21 protein-coding genes are annotated in these 21,641 nt (G+C 49.3%); 10 read left to right on the top strand and 11 right to left on the bottom strand.

Going from position 1 to position 21,641, the window contains the following annotated elements; genetic code table 11:
- Window positions 1-29 precede the first annotated feature (29 nt).
- The 5 genes from M2133_RS04875 to M2133_RS04855 form a co-directional block, all read right to left on the bottom strand.
- The gene (locus M2133_RS04875; protein ID WP_277464870.1) at window positions 30-1,274 is read right to left on the bottom strand and encodes an anaerobic sulfatase-maturation protein; all 1,245 of its coding nucleotides are present in this window, start codon (window positions 1,272-1,274) and stop codon (window positions 30-32) included.
- A 10-nt stretch (window positions 1,275-1,284) separates the two neighbouring features.
- A complete protein-coding gene (locus M2133_RS04870; protein ID WP_277464869.1) occupies window positions 1,285-1,626 on the bottom strand; it encodes a HepT-like ribonuclease domain-containing protein in 342 nt (113 codons plus the stop codon).
- Entirely contained in the window at window positions 1,616-1,948 is a 333-nt protein-coding gene (locus tag M2133_RS04865) for a nucleotidyltransferase domain-containing protein (protein WP_277464868.1), read from the bottom strand. Before M2133_RS04865 ends, M2133_RS04870 begins: the two co-directional genes overlap by 11 nt.
- 70 nt (window positions 1,949-2,018) lie before the next feature.
- Window positions 2,019-3,056, bottom strand: coding sequence for an N-acetylmuramoyl-L-alanine amidase (locus M2133_RS04860; RefSeq protein ID WP_277465102.1), 1,038 nt, complete (start codon window positions 3,054-3,056; stop codon window positions 2,019-2,021).
- 23 nt (window positions 3,057-3,079) lie between these two features.
- Window positions 3,080-3,643, bottom strand: coding sequence for a 3'-5' exonuclease (locus tag M2133_RS04855; protein WP_277464867.1), 564 nt, complete (start codon window positions 3,641-3,643; stop codon window positions 3,080-3,082).
- 102 nt (window positions 3,644-3,745) lie between these two features.
- Between M2133_RS04855 and M2133_RS04850 the strand changes: the two genes are divergently transcribed.
- Entirely contained in the window at window positions 3,746-5,536 is a 1,791-nt protein-coding gene (locus tag M2133_RS04850; RefSeq protein WP_277464866.1) for an L-fucose isomerase, read from the top strand.
- Window positions 5,537-5,548: 12 nt separating this feature from the next.
- Window positions 5,549-6,862 carry an L-fucose:H+ symporter permease gene (gene fucP, locus M2133_RS04845; RefSeq protein WP_277464865.1) on the top strand — a complete coding sequence of 438 codons (1,314 nt, stop codon included), beginning with the start codon at window positions 5,549-5,551 and terminating at the stop codon, window positions 6,860-6,862.
- A gap of 135 nt (window positions 6,863-6,997) precedes the next feature.
- Here fucP and M2133_RS04840 read toward each other — a convergent pair whose 3' ends face one another.
- Window positions 6,998-7,990: a metallophosphoesterase family protein gene (locus tag M2133_RS04840; RefSeq protein WP_277464864.1), complete on the bottom strand. Its 993-nt coding sequence runs from the start codon at window positions 7,988-7,990 to the stop codon at window positions 6,998-7,000.
- Window positions 7,991-8,293: 303 nt separating this feature from the next.
- On the opposite strand from M2133_RS04840, the gene M2133_RS04835 reads away from it, so the two are divergent.
- From M2133_RS04835 to M2133_RS04815, 5 genes are all read left to right on the top strand, one after another.
- Window positions 8,294-8,890: a rhomboid family intramembrane serine protease gene (locus tag M2133_RS04835; protein WP_277464863.1), complete on the top strand. Its 597-nt coding sequence runs from the start codon at window positions 8,294-8,296 to the stop codon at window positions 8,888-8,890.
- 62 nt (window positions 8,891-8,952) lie between these two features.
- A complete protein-coding gene (locus M2133_RS04830; protein WP_277464862.1) occupies window positions 8,953-10,410 on the top strand; it encodes a hypothetical protein in 1,458 nt (485 codons plus the stop codon).
- A complete protein-coding gene (locus M2133_RS04825; RefSeq protein WP_277464861.1) occupies window positions 10,382-11,734 on the top strand; it encodes a GDSL-type esterase/lipase family protein in 1,353 nt (450 codons plus the stop codon). Before M2133_RS04830 ends, M2133_RS04825 begins: the two co-directional genes overlap by 29 nt.
- A complete protein-coding gene (locus M2133_RS04820) occupies window positions 11,715-13,244 on the top strand; it encodes an MBOAT family O-acyltransferase (RefSeq protein ID WP_277464860.1) in 1,530 nt (509 codons plus the stop codon). The genes M2133_RS04825 and M2133_RS04820 overlap by 20 nt, the downstream gene beginning before the upstream one ends.
- 162 nt (window positions 13,245-13,406) lie before the next feature.
- Window positions 13,407-13,745: a DUF3276 family protein gene (locus M2133_RS04815; protein ID WP_277464859.1), complete on the top strand. Its 339-nt coding sequence runs from the start codon at window positions 13,407-13,409 to the stop codon at window positions 13,743-13,745.
- Window positions 13,746-13,854: 109 nt separating this feature from the next.
- Here M2133_RS04815 and M2133_RS04810 read toward each other — a convergent pair whose 3' ends face one another.
- Window positions 13,855-14,022 carry a 4Fe-4S binding protein gene (locus M2133_RS04810; RefSeq protein ID WP_277464858.1) on the bottom strand — a complete coding sequence of 56 codons (168 nt, stop codon included), beginning with the start codon at window positions 14,020-14,022 and terminating at the stop codon, window positions 13,855-13,857.
- A gap of 222 nt (window positions 14,023-14,244) precedes the next feature.
- Here M2133_RS04810 and M2133_RS04805 point away from each other — a divergent pair, with 222 nt between their 5' ends.
- A complete protein-coding gene (locus tag M2133_RS04805) occupies window positions 14,245-14,925 on the top strand; it encodes a porin family protein (protein ID WP_277464857.1) in 681 nt (226 codons plus the stop codon).
- Window positions 14,926-15,002: 77 nt separating this feature from the next.
- Here M2133_RS04805 and M2133_RS04800 read toward each other — a convergent pair whose 3' ends face one another.
- The 4 genes from M2133_RS04800 to M2133_RS04785 are packed head-to-tail and all read right to left on the bottom strand — an operon-like array spanning window position 15,003 to window position 19,754.
- The gene (locus M2133_RS04800) at window positions 15,003-16,088 is read right to left on the bottom strand and encodes an LptF/LptG family permease (protein WP_277464856.1); all 1,086 of its coding nucleotides are present in this window, start codon (window positions 16,086-16,088) and stop codon (window positions 15,003-15,005) included.
- Window position 16,089: 1 nt separating this feature from the next.
- Window positions 16,090-17,220 (bottom strand): tRNA guanosine(34) transglycosylase Tgt, encoded by a 1,131-nt coding sequence (gene tgt / locus M2133_RS04795; protein ID WP_277464855.1) that lies wholly within the window; start codon window positions 17,218-17,220, stop codon window positions 16,090-16,092.
- A gap of 42 nt (window positions 17,221-17,262) precedes the next feature.
- Window positions 17,263-18,816, bottom strand: a complete 1,554-nt coding sequence (locus tag M2133_RS04790; protein ID WP_277464854.1) for a 4Fe-4S binding protein — start codon at window positions 18,814-18,816, stop codon at window positions 17,263-17,265.
- Between the two features lie 5 nt (window positions 18,817-18,821).
- Window positions 18,822-19,754 (bottom strand): DUF362 domain-containing protein, encoded by a 933-nt coding sequence (locus M2133_RS04785; protein WP_277464853.1) that lies wholly within the window; start codon window positions 19,752-19,754, stop codon window positions 18,822-18,824.
- 131 nt (window positions 19,755-19,885) lie between these two features.
- Here M2133_RS04785 and M2133_RS04780 point away from each other — a divergent pair, with 131 nt between their 5' ends.
- A complete protein-coding gene (locus tag M2133_RS04780; protein ID WP_277464852.1) occupies window positions 19,886-20,578 on the top strand; it encodes a response regulator transcription factor in 693 nt (230 codons plus the stop codon).
- Window positions 20,575-21,492 (top strand): HAMP domain-containing sensor histidine kinase, encoded by a 918-nt coding sequence (locus tag M2133_RS04775; RefSeq protein WP_277464851.1) that lies wholly within the window; start codon window positions 20,575-20,577, stop codon window positions 21,490-21,492. Before M2133_RS04780 ends, M2133_RS04775 begins: the two co-directional genes overlap by 4 nt.
- The last annotated feature ends 149 nt before the right edge of the window (window positions 21,493-21,641 follow it).

Here is a 21,641-nt window from a genome sequence, read left to right as displayed (position 1 = left end):
ATTGTCAATTGTCAACTGTCAATTGTCAATTAACGTGATGTGATTTGCTTTGCAAAGCGCATCACGTTCGCCGGTGGCCGTTGCGCCAGCAATTCTTTCTTCATAAAGTCCATATAGGGGGCTACATGGGCGAAGAATTGTTTGTAACCCCGACATAAGTAATTCAAGCCCGGCTCGCCATCGGTCGTGTGCAGGAACCGGTTCTTCGGACATTCGCCGTTGCAGGCAAAAAGGAACTCACATTGCTTGCATTGCGTGGGCAGCTTGGCGGATTTGTCGGCACCGAACTGCATCTGGCGGCCGCTATACATCATCTCCGTCAGGCTCTGCGTATAGATGTTTCCCAATTTGTACTCGGGGAAGACAAAGTGATCGCAGGCATAGAGATCACCATTGAATTCCATCACGCCGGCATGACCACATTCCTTAGCCAGCGTACATACACCCGGCTGCTGGCCGACCCAGTTCGCCAGGGTGGCATCGAATAATTGGATATAATAGGTGCCTACATCTTCTTTGATCCACTCATCGAAGAGCGTGCAAAGGAAGTCGCCCCATTTCCCCGCGTCGACAGAGAAAGGTGCCAGGCGGATCCGTTCGTCCTGCTGGTCGGGAGAGGTCAGTTGCGTGCCGTCTGTATGCAGCACCAGGCGTTCCACGATCGGCGCAAACTGGATATAACGGCAGTCGATCTCTTTGAAGAACTGATAGAATTCCAAGGGGTAGTCCACATTGTAATCGTTAACCACCGCCATGGCATTGTATTCCACCTGGTGTTTCTTCAACAGTTCGATGCCTTTCATCACCTTGTAAAAGGAGGGGAGCCCTTGCCGGTTCCGGCGGTACTCATCGTGAAACTCCTGCGGACCGTCGATCGAGACGCCCACCAGGAAGTTATTCTCCTTAAAGAAGCGGCACCATTCATCGGTCAGTAACGTACCGTTGGTCTGGATACAGTTATCGATCTGCCGGCCGCGTCCGTATTTCTTTTGCAATTCGAGCGCTTTCTTATAGAAGCTGATCGGCCGCATCAGCGTTTCCCCGCCATGCCAGGTGAACAACACCTGCGGCATCGTCTGGCATTCCAGGTATTCCCGGATAAACTTCTCCAATAAAGGCTCCGACAGGATATGATTCTTCACTTCCGGATACAATTTTCCCTTCTCCAGGTAATAACAGTACTCGCAAGCCAGATTGCACACCGACCCCACCGGCTTCAGCATCACATAAATCGGACGAGCAAAGGGGGAGATAAAGGAGGTGTTTTTATTCATTAGTCTTTTACTAATCGGCGTTTTCCAGTATCCGGGTTACTTCAATCTTCAATACCGGAAGGTTTTTCACAATCATAGCCCACACTTGTTCTTCGTCTACACGATGATACTCATGCGTAAGGTAATTTCGCGCATCCACAATCCTCCGTGCGTCCGTGATCGGTATATCGGGATTGATATCGAGGATCTTTTTTATGGCAATCCCAATAATATCAAGTTCTTTGGCAATAGCCCTACGCATCATTAGATTGCGTTGATAAGTATAGAAATTGCGCTGTTTGCCGAGAAACTGATCGATGTGATCTATTGACTCGGCTATGCGTTCAAGGTTCTCTATGACTCTAAGCTGCATAGATAAATAGTTTTTGTTGCTCCACGTTACGTTTAAACCGTTCACTGTTGCGAGCACGTGTACTGACCAAATCAACATTACGTCCAAGCAGCTCTTTAAGCGCATCACACAAATCCATATAGATATCGAAGCTGTTATAACGTTCGATATCATAAATCTCCGGATCAAACTCCACCAGGAAATCCACATCACTATCAGGGCCAAACGTATTACCATCGATCCCTTGTCCGGCAGCAGAACCGAAAAGCCAGAGGCCCTTCACATGATGTGTTTTTGCTATACGGATGATCTCTTCAAGATTGTTTGCAATTAAAGGTATCATGATGTTCCAATATTAATAATGTAAAAGTAAAACAAAATTGTCAGATAAACAAAAAGGGAGAAATCGGGGCTTACTGTTTGTTGTTTTTATAATCCATAATCAGCCCTTCGCACATCCAGTTGGCCAGGGCCTGGCGGTTGTTGTCGAGTACGAAGCGTTGCTGGTCGTAGCTGTTTTGCAGGTTTCCCAGTTCGACGAACAGGGTGACGGGTATGGTCTGGTTGATCACATAAAGGCTACGTTCTTCAACCGTTCCGGTAAAGCCGCGTGCGGGTTGGTGCTTGCGGTATTTCTCAACGAAGGTCTTGCGCATGGTTTGTGCCAACTGCTTGCTGGCCTCCGTGCGGGAGTGGTAGAAGAAGACATCGATGCGTTTGTGGATGCTGCGACTGTCGATATGCAGGAATACGGCGCGGCTGTAAGCGGGCTTTTCTTGCTTGTGTAACGCGTTGATCTTATCGCAACGCTGGCTCAATCGGGCGAATTGCTTGAGGGGGATCGTCTCGCCCATACAGGTTTCCCGGTCGCTGACCGGTAGGATCCGGTCGTTGCGTATACCGTCTTTGACATCCTGGATCAGGATATGTACTTTGGCACCTTGCATCATCAGGTTGCGTGCCAGGCGCAACGCGATATCATAAGCATATTCATCTTCGTGCAGGACGTGACTTCCCATTTTCCCGATCGCGCCGGGATCGGGACCGCCATGGCCGGAGACGATATAAAACGTGGCCCCTTTCAGATCGGAAGAGACAATCTCGTACTCCGCCAGTTCGGATCCGAACAGGGGTTCATGTCCTTTCTTCCCTGTTTGGGTGGTGGAAGGCGTAATTGCCGGAGCGGTTGTTTCTTCTTTTGGGGCAACGGGCTTGGCAGTGCCGACCGAGTCTGCCGTTTCTTTCAGCGGTGGGATCAGGTAGTCGTGATGTAACAAAAGGTTATTGTTCTTATCGAACTTACCTTTGTTGAGCTCCATAAACTCTTTGTAGTAGGCTTCCCGGTTGTGTCGGCGTAAAAATCTATAAATCCCTTCTCCGTTCTTCGGGCGGTCTTTTTCCTGTCCGTAGAGCGGGAGGCAGAGTAAGAGTCCGGCCAACAGTACGATGATATGGTATAGTCTTCGCCTATTCACTATCTTGCCAGTTTAGTATAGACTTCTTTGGTCAGCCAGATGTCGTAAGCCGCATCATGCAGCTTGTCACTATCCAATTCAATGCCCAGATGCCGGGCCACCGTTTCCAGCTTAAAGTCTTTCATCGTGTGGCGTTCTTCCATCAGGTGTTGGGATGCCAGTACCATCACGTCGATCGAATTGATCCAGAACCAGGAATAGAAGAACTGATCGCCATTTTGCACAAAGAAGGCTTTGAGGAAGTAATTATCAAAAGACGCATTGTTGTAGCCCACCAGAAAGAATTTATCTTTCCGGTCGTATTTATCCACATATTTGGAAAGCATTTGAATAAAGTCGGTATAGACCTGCTGCATGGAAGGGTAAGCCATGATCTGCTTGCGGGTAACGTTACAGACCCTCAGTGCTTCCTCTTCAATCTCACAGCTTGGGTTGGGCTGCACTTTGTAGTTAAAGAACTCCTTTGTTTCTCCATCGATAACTACTTCACCGCTAATCTGATGGATCCCGTTACGCCAATATTTAATACCTGTCGTTTCTAAGTCGAAAAAGAGTAATTTCATATGTTGCACTTTGATTATACAAATATAGGGAGAATATTCCATTCTCCACATTTAATCTTATATTTGTGTTTTAGACATTTCAACTACTTAATTCGATACATCATGAACACACAAAGACTGAAGGGCGACTGGCCAAAGATCGGTATTCGCCCGACGATCGACGGACGTATGCGCGGCGTCCGCGAATCCCTCGAAGATCAGACCATGAATATGGCAAAAGGCGTTATGGAGTTGTTGACCTCCACGTTGAGATATCCGGATGGAACGCCGGTTCAATGTATCATAGCCGATACGACGATCGGCCGTGTAGCCGAGAGTGCGGCCTGTGCGGAGAAGTTCCGGCGGGAGAATGTCGGTGTGACAGTTACCGTGACACCCTGTTGGTGCTACGGCAGTGAGACGATGGATATGGAGCAACATACGGTCAAGGCGGTATGGGGTTTCAACGGCACGGAACGCCCGGGAGCGGTCTACCTGGCGGCTGTCCTGGCGGCGCATGCGCAGAAAGGTCTGCCCGCTTTCGGTATCTACGGGCATGATGTGCAGGATATCGGCGATACGGTGATCCCGGATGACGTGCGCGAGAAGCTGCTTCGCTTTGCCCGTGCGGCTATGGCCGTAGCTATCATGCGCGGCAAGTCGTATCTCTCGATCGGTGCCGTCTGTATGGGCATTGCCGGTTCGATTGTCAATACGGACTTCTTCGAAGATTACCTGGGTATGCGCTGTGAAGGCATCGATGAGGTAGAAATCATCCGCCGCATGGAGCAAGGCATATATGATCCCGAAGAATATGAGAAAGCCTTGGCATGGGCGAAGGCCAACTGCCGCGAACACGAAGATATCTGCAACCGGGAGGATCTGAAGAAGTCGCGGGAAGAAAAAGATAAAGACTGGGCATTCATCGTGAAAATGACTTTGATCGTGCGCGACCTGATGATCGGTAACCCCAAACTCAAAACGTTAGGTTTCGGCGAAGAAGCCTTGGGACATAACGCGATTGCCGCCGGATTCCAGGGACAACGCCAGTGGACCGACTTCTATCCCAATGGCGACTTTACCGAGGCGATCATGAATTCTTCGTTCGACTGGACGGGTGTGCGCCAGCCTTTTGTCGTGGCCACCGAGAACGACGCCCTTAACGGCACGGCTATGCTATTAAGTTACCTGTTGACCCATACAGCACAGATCTTCGCCGACGTGCGTACCTACTGGAGTCCGTCTGCCGTGGAAAGAGTGACCGGAAAGAAGCTCGAAGGACGGGCGGCAAACGGCATTATCCATCTGATCAACTCCGGTGCCGCCTCTTTGGACGGTTCGGCCCGTCAGACCGACGCCGATGGCCTTCCCGCCATGAAGCCTTTCTGGCAGATCACGGAGAAAGAAGCGAAAGACTGCCTGGATGCGACCACCTGGGTGCCGGCTAACCGCGAATATTTCCGTGGGGGCGGTTTCTCTTCCAAGTTCCTCACGCGCCAGGGAATGCCTTGCACGATGGTGCGCCTGAACCTGGTCAAAGGCTTGGGTCCTGTCTTGCAACTGGCCGAAGGATGGACGGTCGAGCTGGATCCCGACGCACACAAGATCCTCGATGACCGCACGGATAAAGGCTGGCCTACCACCTGGTTTGCGCCCCGTCTGACGGGCGAAGGGAACTTCCGCGATGTCTATTCGGTGATGAACCATTGGGGCGCCAATCACGGCTCGATCAGCTACGGCCATATCGGTGCCGACCTGATCACGCTGGCTTCGATGCTTCGTATTCCCGTTTGCATGCACAATGTAGAAGAAGAGCTGATCTTCCGTCCCGCCGCCTGGAACGCGTTCGGCATGGATCAGGAAGGCGCCGACTACCGCGCTTGTCAAACCTATGGAGCGTTGTACAAGAAGTAAGAAGGAGAGCGTATGAAAAACACAAAACAATCTTCTTTGTTGACCGCAAAGGATGGCACGAGTTATCTGCTTCCTTTTATTCTGATCACCTCCTGCTTTGCGCTCTGGGGGTTTGCCAATGATATTACAAACCCGATGGTCAAAGCGTTCTCGAAGATCTTCCGGATGAGTGTGACCGACGGCGCTTTGGTGCAGGTCGCCTTCTACGGAGGGTACTTCGCCATGGCCTTTCCGGCGGCTATGTTCATCCGCAAATATTCTTACAAGGCAGGGATCCTGATGGGCTTAGCTCTTTATATTATCGGTGCGTTCCTGTTTTTCCCCGCCAAGATGACGGGCGAATATTATCCGTTTTTGATTGCTTATTTCGTGCTTACCTGCGGACTTTCCTTTCTGGAGACCAGTGCCAATCCGTATATCCTTTCCATGGGATCGGAAGAAACGGCTACGCGGCGGTTGAATATGGCTCAATCGTTCAATCCGATGGGTTCGCTCTTGGGTATGTACGTCGCCATGAATTTTATCCAGGCGCGGCTCAATCCGTTGGACACAACCGAGAGGGCGGTCTTGAGTGATGCGGAGTTCGAAGCGGTCAAAGCGGCCGATCTTTCGGTTTTGATCACGCCTTATCTGGCAATCGGCTTATTTATTGTCGTGATGTTCCTGTTGATTTTCTTCACACGGATGCCTAAGAATCAGGATCAGTCCCATCGCATTGATTTTGTTCCGACGCTGAAACGCATCTTCTCTCTGCCCCGTTACCGCGAGGGAGTGATTGCGCAGTTCTTCTATGTTGGGGTACAGATCATGTGCTGGACGTTTATTATCCAGTACGGCACGCGTATCTTTATGGCCGAAGGCATGGCGGAGATGGAAGCCGAGGTGTTGTCGCAGAAATATAATATTGTAGCGATGATTATCTTCTGCGCCAGTCGGTTTATCTGTACTTTCCTGTTGCGCTACCTCAATCCCGGGCGGTTACTGATGATCCTGGCGCTTGCCGGCGCTGGTTTTACGGTGGGAGTGATCGGCTTGCAGAACATTTACGGCTTGTATTGTCTGGTGGCGGTGTCGGCTTGTATGTCGCTGATGTTCCCGACCATCTACGGTATTGCCTTGAAAGGCTTGGGCGACGATGCGAAGTTCGGTGCCGCCGGATTGATTATGGCGATCCTGGGCGGTTCGATCTTGCCTCCTTTGCAGGCGATGATCATCGATCAGGGCACTGTTTGGGGGATGCCGGCGGTGAATTTGTCGTTTGTGTTGCCGCTGGTTTGTTTTGTGGTGGTGGCGGCTTATGGGAGGAGGGCTTATAAGAGCTTATAGGAACTCATAGGAACTCCTAAGAATTCATAGGAGGGGGAATTAGGCTCTCTTATGAGTTCTTATGAGTTCTTATGAGTTCCTAATTCTTATCGTTCTTATGAATTCTTATGAGTTCCTATGAGCTCTTATGAGTTCCTATTCCTTAATAAAATCCCCCGGAAACTCCACCTTATTCACCACCTCATCGCCCTTCAGGCGAATCCAGGAGGTGAAGCCTTTTTGGCCTTCGGTCAGTTCGATCACGCGGGCGCCGTTCGAGAGGTTGTTGTAGACGGTGTTTCCGCCCGTATAACGTCCGTAACATAAAAGGATTCCTTTCCAATAGACGGCATAATCGTCGTCGTGATCATGGCCGACAAAGGTAGCCATCACATCACCCCTCTCGCGCATGGAGGCAAAAAGGCCTGTGTTCAATACCGGAGCACAGGCTTTTTCTTTGCGCGTGCCCGTCAGGATCGCCGTCTCATCGGCGGCAGCCTGGTTGTATTCCGGCAGCGGAATATGGAAGAACGCCAATGAGGGGATGGGGGAGCCGTTGTTCTTCTGGGTATAACGCTTACTGTTTTCCCTGTACCATTGGATCTGATCGAACTTGATATAATCGTACCCGCCGATGCCTTCCAGTTGGGAGTAGGAGTTGGAGTCGAAACAATAGAGGATATTTGCCTCCTTCCCGCCGTCGCTCGATTGAATGGGTAAGATGAAATTGCTTACGCCCGACAGGCCTTCGACCGTGCCCGTCATATTATACGGTAGGGTCTGAATGATCCGCAATAACTCTTCGCGGCTTAATCCGTGTTCGTCGTCATGATTACCAAAGGTAACTGCAAAGGGTATCTTTTTGTCGGATACCTGTTTCAATACGTAACGTATGCCTTCCTCCGCCGGCTCGCCGAAGATCACATCGCCCGTGAAGATCACCAGATCCGGCCGTTCGGCATCGACCACCTCGTTGATCCGTTCGATCGCCGCCGCCGAGCGCGCATCGCCGTGGATATAATGTACATCGGTGAACTGTACGATCTTGAACTTCCCGTTTGTATTGTATTGCAGGGGTGGTTGCCCGGCCCAGGCCGTTGTTTGAAAAATAAAGAATAGGCCGACTGTCAGTAGAAGTAAGTTTCTCATCTTATCTTATCTGTTTTTGAATAACTTCTGAATCATTCGGGCAAAGATAAGGACTCTTTTTGGGCAAAACAAGCCGGAAGTTTCTTTACGACCGGGGTGCTAAAGGTTTACCACCGGGGTCGTAAACCTTTACCACCAGGGTCGTAAAGCTTTAGCACCCTGGTCGTAAAGAAACTTTTCCGGTATCCGTCCTGAAAAAGACGCGCAAGGGTGTTGAGGATGCGCCTCAACATAGTCAAGTAAGTTTGTCTCTGTCTTCGGCTTTCACTATCTTTGCCCGCAAAAGACGAAAACAATTGCCTTATGATCACCTATATTCTGATTGGTCTCACCTTATTGGTTTCTTTCCAGTGCTTCTCCAAGCCGCGTTTGTTTTATGCGCTGGCGTTCGTTCCTTACCGGATGTTGCGACGGCAGGAGTGGTGGCGACTCGTTACGCATGGGTTTGTGCATGCCGATTCGATGCATCTGTTGGTGAATATGTTCACATTCTGGTCGTTCGGTACTTATATCGAACGTTCGTTCGGTTACCTGGGTTTGGGCCCGGCGGCTTATCTGGGGCTCTATCTGGGTGGAATGGTTGCGGCTTCTTTGTTTGATACCGTCAAATACCGCAACGATCCCAACTATGTCTCCATCGGGGCATCGGGTGCGGTTTCCGCCGTCTTGTTCACCTCCATCTTGTTCGATCCTTTCGGCAAGATCCTATTGTTTGCCGTGCTTCCCATCCCGGGCATTCTTTTTGGGGTATTCTATCTGGTCTACTGCCAGTACATGGCAAAGAAAGGCGGCGACAATATCAATCACAATGCCCACTTCTACGGTGCGGTCTACGGATTCTTTTATCCCATCGTGTTCCATCCGGAGCTGGGCAGGGGGTTCCTGGCGCATTTCTTTTAATTACGAATTAAGAATTACGGATTCGTAATTTCTATTTACCTTTGTCGCTTCGAAAAAAGAGAATGATGGAAAACAAAGATTATATGGGGCGGACACTGGTCGTACTGGTATGGACTATGATCGGTTGCTTTGCTTTGTATGGACTGCCCGATGAGTTGTGGGGGCACAAGATCAAGCGCGTCGACCTCTTTTCCGACATCCGCTTGAACCCCAACACCCGAAAGGCGGCCTTGGATTCGATCAAACAAGTCTTATCTCTTCCCGATACCTTGCAGATTGATACGGTAGCCCTGCGCACCTCGGTGGTCGAGGCTACGGGTATGGATACCACTTCGTTGCAACAGCGCGATTCGCTTTACAACCGGCGTTACGCCGCCACGGCAACCGATTCTGCCGCTTCCCGCATACAGGATTTCTCGCCCGGACATATCGGGTTGAAACGTTTCTTCCGGGCGATCAACGACCGCCACAAGATGGACCGGCCGGTGCGCATTGCTTTTATGGGCGATTCGTTTATCGAGGGGGATATTATGGTGTCCGATTTCCGTTCGCTGATGCAGAAACAGTTTGGTGGGCGAGGGGTAGGCTTTGTACCCGTTACCTCGGTGACGGCGCAGTTCCGACCGACCGTCAATCAGGCCGCCAGCGGGTGGAAAACCTGGTCGATGATCCATGATCAGAGCCACGACTACGTTCTGCCCGGTATGCTCTTCGAAGCCGAGAAAGAACAAGCGACCATCCAGATGAAAAATACCAACCGCCATCCGGAACTGCCCGAGGTAGAAACGGTGCAACTCTACTATATGGCCAACCGGAATACCCGGATGCAACTGGTATTGAACCAGTCGACCGATACGATCAGCCGCCAGTTGGCACCGACCGACCGTATTACCCGGAATATTTCGGAAGGACAAATCACCGAAGCCTCTTATACCTTTACCCAGGTGGAAGGCTTTCAGGCGCTGGGCGTGGCGTTGGAAGACCGGAGCGGGATGGTGGTCGACAACTTCTCGCTGCGCGGCAATTCGGGCATGATACTCGAACGGTTCGACCGTCAGCGCTGCCGCCAGTGGTCGGAAGTACGCCCTTATGATTTGATTGTTTTGCAATACGGCTTGAATGTGATCAGTGAAGATATGCTGGATTACGGCTGGTACCGGGCGCGTATGATCGAAGTGGTGCGTCACCTGCGCGAATGCTTCCCGGATACCGACATCCTGTTGTTGAGTGTGACCGACCGCAGTCATCTGGAAGACGGTGTGTACCAGACCATGCCCGAAGTATTGGCCATGCTGCATACCCAGCAGCAGATTGCCCGCCGCGCCGGCATTCCGTTCTGGAATATGTTCGCCGCGATGGGCGGAGAGAACAGTATGGTGCGTTATGTCGAGAACAACTGGGCGAGCAAAGACTATACCCATTTCAGTTTCCGGGGCGGGCGCGAACTGGCCAACGCCCTGATGAAAGCCTTACTCACCGAAAAAGAATTTTATGACGAAGCGGAGAAGACATTGCGTTAGTATATTGGTACTGATCGGCTTCTGGCTGATAGTATTCTTCCCCCTGCGTCCGTCGGTGCGGGCCGGAAAGGTGATGCCTGCGGCGGATGAGGTGGAGATGATGCTTCCCGTACCGTTGGATTCGCTGCCGTTAGTCACGATCCCTTTTGCCGACTCCTTATGCCTGATCACCGATACGGCAGGCACCCTGCATCCGTTCTACCGCGAGCTCGATGCCTTGCGTATGCGACACGACACGGTCGTGACGGTGGTGCATCTGGGCGATTCCCATATCCAGGCAGGCTTCGAAACGGGACAAACCATGCGACGGCTGCAAGAGATCTTCGGCAATGCCGGCCGCGGATGGGTAGGGCCGCTCAAATTGAGCCGGGTGAATGAGCCGAACGACTATTTTATCCAATCGGTTGTCCGCGAATGGGAGGTAGGACGTTGTATCCAAGCCCGGCCGAAGACGTCGATCGGCATCGGAGGCTTTGGGATACGGACGGTATCGCCTTCGGTCAATCTCGACTTAATCATCGGGCCGGTCAACGGTGCCGGTTACGCGTTCAACCGGGCGGTGTTCTACCGCAACGAGAAGGCCATGCCGATGCTTCCTGCCGGAACGTGGAAAGATTCGATCCGTACATCGCTTGCCACCGAGCCCTGCGCGCCGGGCATACTGGCCGATACGTTCTTTATCACGTGCCTGACCGATACGCTTCAACTGCATAGCACCCGACGCAAACAAGGAACCGACAGTCTGCTGCCGGCTTCTGCGTTTAATAATACCTACTACGGATTTCAATTGACCAATGGCGGACCCGGACTATTGTATCACTCCATCGGCGTGAACGGATCGATGTTTATCCATTACACCGACCGGGCGTATCTCGAACAACTGGCCCTGTTGAAGCCCTCTTTACTGATCATCTCCCTGGGCACAAACGAGACCTTCGGGCGACGCTTCAATAAACCGGAATTCAAAGGGCAGGTAAAAGCCTTTGTCCAACTGGTCAAAGACGTACTGCCGCAGACCGCTTTATTGTTGACCACGCCCGCCGAATGTTATAAACGGGTTACGGTAAATAAGAAACGGACTTATGTGCGCAATGAAAACAGTGAGAAGGCAGCCGAGGTGATTCTCGACGTCGCGCTGGAAGAAGGCATTGCCTGTTGGGATTTGTTTCGTATCACCGGAGGGAAGAACTCCTCGCGGCAGTGGTACGAACGGAAATTAATGGGACGCGATCGCATCCACTTCACCAAAGAAGGTTACGGGGAGCAGGGTGAATTATTGTATCGCGCTTTAATCAAGAGCTATAATGAACATATTGAACTATAATCTCTCCTGGGAGAAACTCACCGATCTATTCGTTTATCACCGGGAAGCCCCGATGCTTTTCAGCAGCGGCTTGTTTTTCTTCCTGTTTATCGGGTTCTTTATGATCTACCTCGCGCTGCGCAGGCATACGCTGGCGCGCTTTATCTACGTCACGCTCTTTTCGCTTTACTTCTACTATAAGAGCAGCGGGATCTGGTTTCTTTTATTATTGTTTACGGCAACCTCCGATTTTATCATTGCCCGCGTATTGGTAAACACCACGCCTTTGCTGCGGCGCAAACTCCTGGTTGTCCTCAGCCTTTGCATCAATCTGGGTATGCTGGCTTACTTTAAATACTTTAACTTCCTGTATAGCCTGAGCGTGTCGGTGACCAATTCGATCGGATCCTGGTTCGGCATGGAAACGGTCGAGAATCTGACATTTGATATCTTCCTGCCTGTCGGAATCTCTTTCTTTACGTTTCAGAGCATCAGCTATGTGGTGGATATCTATCGGGGAAAGCTACAACCGCTGAACCGTTGGATCGATTATGTGTTTTATGTTTCGTTCTTTCCGCAACTGGTGGCCGGACCGATCGTCAGGGCGAAAGACTTCCTGCCGCAAATGCTCAAGCCGCTTTGGGTGGGGAAGAAGGAATTCGGCGAAGGGCTGTTTCTTTTCCTCTGCGGATTGTTCAAAAAGTGCGTGATCTCCGATTATATCAGTATGAATTTTGTCGACCGAATCTTCGATGCGCCTTTGTTGTACACCGGTTTGGAGAACCTATTGGGTGTCTATGGTTATGCGCTTCAGATCTATTGCGACTTCTCGGGGTATTCGGATATGGCGATCGGTATTGCGCTGTTATTGGGCTACCGATTCAATATCAACTTCGATTCGCCTTACCAATCGGCCACCATTACCGAGTTCTGGCGGCGCTGGCATATCTCGCTCTCCTCGTGGCTGAAGGATTATCTCTATATCTCGTTGGGAGGAAACCGCAAAGGGAAGACGCGAACGTACGTCAATCTCTTTATCACCATGCTGTTAGGCGGATTGTGGCACGGGGCGTCGATGAACTTTGTCATCTGGGGCGGACTGCACGGGCTGGCACTGGCGATCCATAAGTTTGTGATGGGCCGCTTCGGCAGTTTCAAAAAGGTAGGAGAGGAGATGAAACCCTGGCGACGGGTATTGGGCATTGTCTTTACCTTCCATCTGGTGTGTCTGGGCTGGATCCTGTTCCGAGCCGATACGATATATACAGCCGGAGAGATCCTTTCGCAGATCTTTACCCACTTCCATCCCGAAGTATTCGGCCAGTTTGTCGAAGGCTACCGGGGTGTTTCCATCCTGATGCTGTTGGGTTTTACGCTTCACTTCACGCCACACCGATGGACCCAGGCTTTGCAGAAAGGGGTGACTGCCTCGCCCGTTGTCGTGCAGGCGTTGTATCTGATCATTCTTATTTTCATTGTTGTGCAACTGAAGAGCGCCGGAGTGCAACCGTTTATTTACTTCCAGTTCTGATCGTTTTTTCGTTTGTCCCCGCCAACCGTTTTAGCCTTTTTTGTGACTTTCTGTTCTTTTTTGACTTTTTATCGGCATAAAACGAGGTCGTTTAAAAAATAATTCACATATTTGAACTTTAGATAGAAATAAAGTAGTGGGAATTTAACAATGTTAGCTGTCATGGAAGATTCGACCAAAAAAATGCATGTTGAAGGTGGCGACAAGGAGATACTGTATTCAAAAGCGATTAAAGCGGGAAAACGTATTTATTATTTGGACGTAAAGAAGAACCTCAAAGATGATCTTTTCCTCGCGATTACCGAGAGCAAGAAGGTACAGTCCAAAGAAGGAACGCAAGTTACTTTCGAGAAACATAAAATCTTCTTGTATAAGGAGGATTTTGAAAAGTTCATGGATGGCATGAACGAAGTGATCAATTATATCAAACAACGGAACCATGCGGGAGAAGAAGACGTAAAAGAACCGGATGGAGACCTCAAGATAGATATCGAATTCTAACCGATCGTTCGGGCAGTATATACAAAAGATAACGGGCTGTTTACTTATATAAGTGAACAGCCCGTTGTGTTGTTTTCAGTTTTTTGTATAAACCCGCTCTGCGTTTGTTTTATGCCGGGTGAATAGCTTCTGTGGGACAAGCATCAGCGCAGGTTCCACAATCTGTACACAATTCAGGATCGATAGCATAGATATCTCCTTCTGAAATTGCGCCTACCGGACACTCATCAATACAAGTTCCGCAAGCAATACAATCATCACTAATTACGTAAGCCATTTTTCTTTCTTTTTTAATTTATACTATTAGTTCGGTCTTTCGCCAAGTAACAGGATCAGCCCTGTTCCTATTACATAAACACGTGCGCAAAGATAAAAGTTTCTTTTTATATAAAAAAGAGGAAAGCTATTTTATCTAATTATGTTGTACTTTTGCAATAAGTCGCTTGAATTGACGTTATAATTCAAAATTGTTGAGTCGGTGAGAAAAGTATTCCTTTTAATGACAACCATAGTCCTGATCGCTTTCGGCGCCGGGGCACAAACGGAGCGGGTGAAGAATCAGCCGTATGCCGATATGAAGTTATACCATCTCGGTTTCCATATCGGGCTGCACACGCAGGATTTGATATTGACCCATACGGGGGTGACCTCCGGCGGACAAACACTGTATGCCGAGATACCCTCGTATAACCCCGGCTTCAGTGTCGGTGTGATTGGGGATATGTATCTGAATCCCTATTTCAACCTGCGGGTAACTCCAACGCTTTATTTCGGAGACAAAAGCTTTGTCTTCCGAAGCCAGGAGACAGGCGAGGAGTTTAAGACCAATGTTCGTTCGAATTACATGACCTTTCCGGTAGAACTGAAATACAGTGCTTTGCGCTTGAATAATTATCGCCCTTACGTGACCGGTGGAGTCTATGGCGCATTGGATCTGGGGCGTAAGAAAGGAAACCCGCTCTTGTTGAAAGGCACCGATTTCGGTATTACGTTTGGTTTCGGATGTGATATATACCTTCCTTTCTTTAAATTATCTCCCGAATTGAAGTTTTGTTTCGGTCTGGTCGATCTATTGGAGAAGGATCGTACCGATCTTTTGGATAAAGAACAGATGATCTATACGGATGCCTTGTCGAAAGCCACGAGCCGAATGATCGTACTCACCTTCAATTTTGAATAAGTTCTTATGATTTCCCTATAAGCTCTTATGAATTCTTATGAATTCCTATGAGCTCCTATGAATTCCTAATCCCCTTCTTACCTCGGCGCCTTCTTATACAAATAAGCCGCAATAAATACATAAAGAATATTCGGCAGCCAGGCAGCAATCATCGGGCTCATACTTCCATTGACGGCAAAGGTAGAGGAAATGGTGGTGAAAAGAATATAAGAGAAACTCAGTCCGATCCCGATCCCGATATTCAGTCCCATACCACCTTTGATCTTCCGGGACGACAGAGATACACCAATCAGTGTCAGGATATAAGACGCCATAATGGCGGCAAAGCGTTTGTGGTATTCGATCTCAAACGATTGGATATTGCCGATACCGCGTTTCTTCTGCCGGGTAATATAGGTATGTAATTCCGGAGTCGTCATGGTTTCGTTATCGTTCACGGCAATCAGGAAGTCGGAAGGCACAATGGTGAGTGTCGTATCCATACGGTTCCCTTCCCGGATCGTTTCTTTCATTCCGTCAAAGTCACGGATCATATAATCGATAACCGTCCAGGCATAAATGGAATCGTACTTGATGGATTTGGCGGTCAACCGGGAAGCTAACTTCTTATCATCGAAATGTTCCAATGAAAAGCCATAACCCATGCTGGAACGGTCGTCATAACGGTCGAAATAAGCAATGACGCCGGGTTCGACTTCCAACTGCACATTGCGCGCATAGTCGACCCTTTTGTTCTTTATATACGTGTTCTGAAATTCAATCCGGGTAATATTGGCCGGCGGGATGATATAAGAATTCAATACGAAGGTAGCCAGAGCAATGATCGTTGCCGAAAGCATATAAGGGATCATCAAACGCTGAAAACTAACCCCGCTCGATAACATCGCAATGATCTCCGACTTCTCCGCCAGGCGGGAAGTAAAGAAGATGACCGCAATAAAAGTAAACAAGGGACTGAAAAGGTTGGCGAAATAAGGAATGAAGTTCATGTAGTAGTCGAAGATAATCGCTTTCAACGGCACATCCGGACTCAGGAACTTATCGATCTTCTCATTGATATCGAATACGACGGAGATCGAGATGATCAACGCAATGGCGAAGAGATACGTTCCGAGGAACTGCTTGATGATGTACCAATCTATTTTCTTCAACTTGTATTTCATCTTACAAACGATTTGAAAGTTGTCTCACCATAGTTGTTTTCCAGGTGGTATAGTCTCCTTCGATAATATGCTGGCGCGCCTGGCGGACCAATTCCAGGTAGAAGGCCAGATTGTGAAGGGAAGCTATCTGTAAGCCCAGCAATTCATCCGCTTTAATCAGGTGATGAAGATAGGCCTTATTATATAATGTATCGACATACGAATGACCGTCGGGATCGATGGGGGAGAAATCGTCTTCCCACTTTTTGTTTTTGATATTGATTGTTCCGTACCAGGTAAACAACTGGCCGTTTCGCCCGTTCCGCGTAGGCATGATACAGTCGAACATATCGACTCCGCGTTCGATCGCTTCCAACAGATTCACAGGAGTACCGACACCCATCAGGTAACGGGGTTTGTCTTTCGGCAGTATTTCATTGACCACCTCGATCATCTCATACATCTTGTCGGTCGGTTCGCCCACGGCCAGGCCTCCGATCGCATTGCCGTCGGCGCCTAACCGGGCGATATGCTCCGCCGCCCGCTGCCGCAGATCGGTGTACACACAGCCTTGCACGATCGGGAAGAGAGATTGATTGTAGCCGTATTTAGGTTCTGTCGCATGGAAACGTTTGAAGCAACGATCCAACCACCGCTCCGTCAGTTCGAGGGATTGTTTGGCGTAGCCATATTCCGCATCGCCCGGACAGCATTCATCGAAAGCCATAATGATATCCGCACCGATCGCCCGCTGGATATCCATCACCTTTTCGGGTGTAAACAGATGCTTGGAGCCATCGATATGCGAACGGAATTCCGCTCCTTCTTCTTTCAATTTGCGGTTTTCCGACAGGGAGAATACCTGGAAGCCACCGCTATCGGTCAGGATCGGACCATCCCAACTGTTAAACTTATGTAAGCCGCCGGCTCTTTCCAGTATCTCGATGCCCGGACGCAGATACAGATGATAGGTATTGCCCAGGATAATCTGGGCTTTGGTATCGCTTTTCAGTTCCGGCATTTGCACGGCTTTCACCGTTCCCTGTGTTCCTACAGGCATGAAAATGGGCGTTTCGATCACACCGTGATCGGTAGTAATCGAACCTGCCCTTGCATTTGACTGGGTATCTTTATAGTGTATATCGAATGTCATCTTTCTTCAAATAGATCGCAAAGGTAGTATTTCTGTTGGGAATTAAAACCCGAAATCATCGATTTCGATCTCCAAAACTTCCTCTTCAGCCGGTTTCTCTACCCGTTGATGCACGATATTCGATTTAATAATAATCGCCCTTTCCGGCCGTACCGGACAGATCGATTCACAGCCTCCGCAGCCCACGCATAATTCCGGTTCGACCACCGGCACGGTCAGCGTGGATCCTTCTTTATACAGCTCCATGTGAACCGCCTGTGTCGGACAGTGTTCCGAACAGGCGCCGCAGTCGGTATTCTCGGTTTCGACGATACAACGCTCGAGGAAGAACTCGGCAATGCCCACCTGCGTGGTCATTTTATCATCGACAGACGTCAGCTCTATCGCTTTGTTGGGGCATACTTCCGCACAGACCGTACATTCGTAATTGCAATAGCTATCGATATAAGCCATGTGCGGTTTCAGGGCATACCCCAGGCCAAACTGAAGTCCGGCGGGATAAAGCACCTGACTCGGGCAATGCACCACACAGAGATGGCAACCGGTACATTTATCTTTAAACCGTTCCAGGCTGATCGATCCCGGAGGCGTGACGGGCGCCGTCTTTGCGGTCTGCGCCGTGCCGGTAGCCCGTGCCACAGCCGAGACTACGGGAAGTGTCGCCGCTATGGTAGCCCCTGTGGCAATAAACTGGCGACGGCTCTGCGACGAAAGATCTTCTTTGCTTTCTTTCGCCTCTTTACGCCCAGGCAACTGAAAGCGATAATGAATACTGTCTTTCTTGCAGGAAGAGATACAGTTGAAACAATCCACACAACGGGAGTTGTCGACAGTCAATGCTTTTACATCAATCGCTTCCGCTTTGCAACTCTGTTCGCACAAGCCGCAACTGATACATTTCTCCTGATCGATGGAAACACGGAAAAAGGAATAACGGGACACCAGGCTCAATAAGCCGCCGACGGGACACAAGGTGTTACAGAACAAACGTCCGCGGGTTACGACCATCACGATAAATACCAGTAAAGCGATCGTTCCGCCGATCAGTCCGGCCGTAGTAACCGTCGTAAGGGTTACATGGAATAAGGTATAATTATCCGCTCTCGCCAGTATGTCTGCCAATCCATTATTTATCCAGACAACTGCCGGACGAAAGAGATTGGCGGCCATCCGGCCGAAATTACTATAGGGATCAAGAGCCATTAACAGTTCGATCGAACCGAAGAGGGCTAAAACCGTGATTAGTCCGAGTAGTATGTAACGCAGATAATTCATCGGTTTGCGATAAGCAAACCTTCTGGGCCCTTTCTTCTTTTTCTTACCGATGCAAAACAGCCGGTTGATGATATCCTGAAAAACGCCGGCGGGACAGATCACCGAACAATAGATACGTCCGAACACCAATGCCAATACAAGTTGTACCAACAGGATGCCTACCATCCCGCTAAGGATCGCCGGTACGATCTGCAGATGCAGAAGGGTATGGGTCGATACCGGCATAAGCGCCCGGAAGTCCACAAAAAAGAAAAGGATAGGTACGAAAAACAAGATTGCGAGCAAGACCCGCAATCCTTTCAAATAATTAGGCCGTTTCATACGGATCAAATCTTAACACGTTTGATGTTTACCTTCTTCAGATCTGTACTTCCCAGATTCAACGCTTCGCCTTTGGCTAAGTGGCCTACGGCTTCGATGTCCAGTTTCTTCACCTGGTTGAACATTCCCAGAGCAGCGGTATCGACAGCTACGATATTCGGTGAGGCGATCAGGGATTTGACCGTTGCCACGTCGGCCGCGCTCTTGCCTTGCGGGCCGTTCTGGTGCATGATCCGATACGCATCTACGATATTCAGTACCGGTTTCTTTTCCCAGGTACAGATATCCGCGATACATTGTTGCAGGTCGTTGGAATGGAAGAACCGACGGTCCCAGACAATCCCCATATAGTTTTTCATGGCACAGCTCAGCTTGGCGCCGCCATGGTTCTTTAATACCGGAAGATTGATCCAGGCATCCGCTTCAATCAAGGCTTCATGTATCTTGGCTTTCTTCAATACAACTCCTTTGGGAATGGATACTTCTTTGAAATACTTCTCTTCATTGGCCGGCATAACGATCGCCCCGGCTTCTTTGGCGGCTGCGGCGATACCGCTATTGTCGTAACATTTCTGCCAGTTGTCGCAGGTCTGGTCGAATACGGTAACCTTTTCCGCTCCGGCTTCCAGGCATTTCTTGACCAACGCTTTCACCAATTCGGGATTGGTATTGGCTGCCAGTTCCGGTTTGCGGTCCCAACCGATATTCGGTTTGATCACCACTTTCTGCCCTTTCTTGATGAATTTGCCGATACCACCCAGTTCTTCCAAAGCTTTGTCGAGCATAGTTGCCGGTTCGCCGCCCATAACGGCAACCATATCGGGTATTTGCTCCACAATCATATTGTTCGACTTCAAAGCCGCCTGTAAACCATCGAAATTCAACGTTAAAGCCGCGCTTGCTGCTACACTGGTCTTAATAAAATCACGTCTTTTCATTTCAGTTTTTACTTCATTAAACTTGTTGTACTCATTTTTGGGAAAACAAATATAGTGAATGTCCCCAAAATAGCCTATTTTTGAGGTGCTTTAAACAATTTTTATGGAATAACAGCGTACCTCACAATCAAATGGCCAGCATATTAGTAGTAGAAGATGAAACCAATATCTCTTCCTTTATCCAACGCGGATTGGAAGAGTTCGGATATGACGTGCAGATCGCTTCGGACGGCCAAAGCGGCTGGGCGGTATTGCAGAGAGAAAAGTTCGATCTCCTGATATTGGATATTATCATGCCCGGGATGACCGGATTGGAGCTTTGCAGTACATACCGGAAAGCTTTCGGGTATGCCGTTCCGGTTATTATGCTTACCGCTTTAGGGACCACCGATGATATTGTCGGCGGATTAGATGCCGGAGCAGATGATTACCTGGTAAAACCTTTTAGTTTTCAGGAGTTAAAAGCCAGAGTCGCCGCTTTACTGCGCCGGCGGGGTGGGGAAGTGCCCGAACCTGCCGATGCCTCCAAGCCCCTTCAATACCTTGATCTGAGCCTGGATCCGGCTACCCGCCGGGCTGTCCGCAACAATAAAACGATAGACCTGACCACCCGCGAATATAAACTACTGGAATACCTCATCACCCATCAGGGCACGCCGGTCAGCCGGGAAGATCTGATCAAACAGGTATGGGAGAAAGAACCGGACCGCAACATGAACATCGTCGATGTGTATGTGAACTACCTGCGGGGGAAAATAGATAAAGGCTTCCGAAAGAAAATGATCCGTACGGTAACCGGTATCGGCTATATGCTTGAAGTATGAAGACGAGTGACAAAATAGCGCTTTCCTATACCTCGGTTATCATCGGGATAATCGTGTTGATCGCCATTGCCTTTTACATTATTGCCACCTTCTACCTTTATAATTTATTACCGGAGGAGCGAATGAATGAGATCGGAGAAGCGAACTACCGGGAGATCATCTTATATGGCAACAAGATCAGGCAGGGCATCGCCTGGATGTTATGCGGTCTGGTCGTTGTCAGCTCTCTCTTTGTTTATGGGGTTGGGAAGCATTATTCCGCCCGGATGATCGAACGGATCAACAGCTCTTACCAGAGTGAGAAAGCTTTTGTCCGAAGCGCTTCCCACGAATTGAACAACCCCCTGACAGCCATCCAGGGCGAATGCGAGATTACGCTGTTGAAAGAAAGAACACCGGCAGAATATCAAATAGCGTTGAACAGAATACTGGATGAGACCAAACGCATCATTCAACTGATGAAGCATCTGCTTTTTCTCTCACGCGAGAATGAAGATATCCTGCAGAATACCACCGAACCGATCCTGATTGCCGAGTTCCTCCGGCAGTTTGCCCAGGGAAGGGTCGACTTCTCTCCCGACCATTTCTCTTTTGTGGTCCATGCCAATCCTTCCTTATTAAAGATAGCCATTGAGAATATCCTGAGTAATGCCTTGAAGTATTCCGATGAAAAGAGGGTTTTTATCCGGCTTCGGGGCAATGAACTGGAGATCGAAGACCACGGAATCGGTATTCCCGCCGATGATTTGGAATATATTTTTCAACCTTTTTTCCGGGCAAGCAATACTCGGGGGTATGCCGGTCAGGGCATCGGATTATCTCTGTCTCTTAGGATCTTAAGTGCCTACGGCTCCCGAATTTCAATCTATTCCGAAATAAACAAAGGTACCCGGGTCACAATTATTTTCCCATGAGAACGAACATTTTCTCCCCATTTGAGGTTATATAGAAAACAAAAAAGAAAATATGCTTCCGAACATCACTTTAGGTATAAGACTTCATCAACCGGTATCCACAAAAGGAATCCTTTTATATTATCCACTCAGCCCTATCTCTTCGAGAG

Source organism: Parabacteroides sp. PF5-6, from assembly GCF_029504695.1.
GTDB lineage: Bacteria > Bacteroidota > Bacteroidia > Bacteroidales > Tannerellaceae > QVMG01.
The sequence above is the reverse complement of the archived record's forward strand: the minus strand, read 5'-3'. Positions and strand labels throughout refer to the sequence as shown.